We start from the raw sequence: 2,478 nt of genomic DNA, 5'->3' as shown, positions 1-2,478 counted from the left end.
TCAGTTTCATTCCAATCTCCTCAATATGTTTTAGAGGACTGTAATCAAGTTGGATATGAAATTGAACGTGTGGTTGGCCGGACGTTTACTATTAAGGAGAAATTAATTTCAATTAATATGATTGGCTATATATAGTGGCCAACAAAAACAGGGCACGGTTTTACAGTAGAAGCAGAATAATGGTTAAAATGTTCAGGTAGGTAGCTATTACTCAATTTTGTTCCTGCCTATTGAAAAACAAGAATCAATTAATAAATTTATTTTGAAGTGACAGCAATTATCCCTAAAAATGTAACTATAAACTGGTATATTGATAATGTATTACAGAAAGATCAGGAGGGGATGACTTCTTTTAGTGTGAACTTAAGAAATGGACCAAAAATCTGCTACTGATTACATTGGTATATATTGAAGCTAACTCAGTTCACATGAAATATTCGTGGGGTTAACACAGTTTCAGAGCGCTTAAATAAATAGTTGTACTTTATTTTACTTGCTCACTGTATAACGAAAGTTATTATACGTATTATTAAATATAGGGTATGAAAATGACCGAAACGAGTATAGAAAGATATATATTAAAAGCCGATAAGGAGTATCAATACTACCCTGTAGAAAGCAAATTATATATTGTCAATACAGATAAAAATCAGGCTGACAACTCAGTTTTAGTTGAATTAAAACCCATTGAAAATAAAGTACTGCATCTGCTCGTTAAGCACCCTGGCACTGCGGTCAATAAAGAGCTTTTTCTTACCACAGTGTGGAAAGGAAAAGTAGTTACAGACGGCAGTTTACACCAGGCAATTTTCAGACTGAGATGTATATTGGGTGACACGCAGAAACCATATCACATGGTAAAAACGGCGCCTAATTTGGGATATATACTAAACTGTGAAATTCACCCTGACACAGCCTATAAGCCCGCATGTAAAATAAATTTGTCTGATAACGAGAAGATTCCCGCTTTATCAAAAGCAGCTCCAAATATTAAAGAAAAAATAAAACACGCATTATCAAAGTACTTTTATTTTGCAAACATATTACTCTTTTTATTTTGTTGTTTATTAACCTTTTTTATCTGGGAAAAAAAGAATACAGATACTTATGATGCAGGCAATCATAATATCTTCGATTCTGTCTCAGTACATGTCTGGGGACTATCCGAGAAAGAAGAAACTCGAACGCGTTTATATGTTCGAGAGCTTGTTAGAGAAAATCTCAGTGTTTATATTCGAAAAGTTGACTCTTATATTGACTTCGAATGCGTTTATAAAAATAACGGCAACTTAAGCCAATACGGCGTTTTTAAAAAAATTTCCCCTGACACTCTTGTAGTAGGATTAATAATTGATGAAATGGAAAATTGCATTTAGTTTAACCTTATGGGTGATCATCCCCTTGAGTAGTTATTATTACTTCTCAAATCAATGGCCAGAATACTTTAACGGTAAAATTTATCACTATAATAGTGAACGAACAGACAGTGACGGAAAAAAACATCTTTTTAAAAGCACATTCTATTTTGATAAAAATTATCTATATGTAAGAAGAACGGAATATAACGATCAGGGGCTCCCTGTTTCTATCACAAAAATAAATGGAGAACTAACAAAACGATGGGATGGGAAATTTCAGATAAAAAATTTTTTATCTTCACAAGATAAGGGACCTTTATCAGAATCTGACCGGATTAGATATAATCCATTTATGGAGAATGACTTGGATGAACTACCCAATGTTAATTTTAAAGGGCAAGAAAAATATATTTTTCAAGTAATTAATGTCAATGATGAATATATCTGCCTATATGCAGATAAGCGGAGACTGCCCTGCCTTTTATTAGGTTCTGATTGATAAAGAGCCTTTCAATCTTTGAGCAGCAATAGCAGGAAGCCCTTTTATTTGACTGATAATAATCTCGTATATCTTTAAGTTTAGGGGGCATCAACTAAACTTTTAACGGTAATAAGTGCACTCCTGTTTTACTTTTCTTAACTTTGGCGGGCTCTTCGTAAACTGTTTAGCATATCTAAGACATTACTTGCCATTCGAAGAATGGCATTCCAGCAGATGATAGCATTTATCGTATTTTCCAGTAATTGAACAGGAATAGTTTCAAAAAAGCTTTGTCAAGTGGATGAAAAGTTACTGTGAAATGGCTCATGCTGACATCATTGCCATTGATGGAAAAACATTAGAAGGTTCATTTAAGAAAAAAATAAAACTAACAGAGTATTCCCCATTAACTGGACACACAACCTAAGTTTTTAAATGATCAACCCAAGTTATGAGGCGAACCTTTGTCTTGCAAAATAAACCAGACCTAGTGTTATTGATGATACCGCAACTCGTTATAAAACACTATATGCTTGCTAATTTCGTAAGCGTCCGGCCAACTACACTGGCTCGAGTTTTACGTTCCATGGCAAGAGCGAATCTATCTCATCTGGCTGATTTGATAACTGTTCAAGGCAG

2 protein-coding genes are annotated in these 2,478 nt (G+C 34.0%); both read left to right on the top strand.

The genetic code is table 11. The annotated features are described in order from the left end of the window. The first annotated feature begins 548 nt into the window (after positions 1 to 548). Entirely contained in the window at positions 549 to 1,376 is an 828-nt protein-coding gene (locus G327_RS0123540) for a winged helix-turn-helix domain-containing protein (protein WP_019617260.1), read from the top strand. Then, positions 1,354 to 1,857, top strand: a complete 504-nt coding sequence (locus G327_RS0123535) for a hypothetical protein (protein ID WP_019617259.1) — start codon at positions 1,354 to 1,356, stop codon at positions 1,855 to 1,857. Before G327_RS0123540 ends, G327_RS0123535 begins: the two co-directional genes overlap by 23 nt. The last annotated feature ends 621 nt before the right edge of the window (positions 1,858 to 2,478 follow it).

The organism is Psychromonas ossibalaenae ATCC BAA-1528 (assembly GCF_000381745.1).
GTDB lineage: Bacteria > Pseudomonadota > Gammaproteobacteria > Enterobacterales > Psychromonadaceae > Psychromonas > Psychromonas ossibalaenae.
Note: the sequence above shows the minus strand (reverse complement) of the source record. Positions and strands in the feature narration are given on the sequence as shown.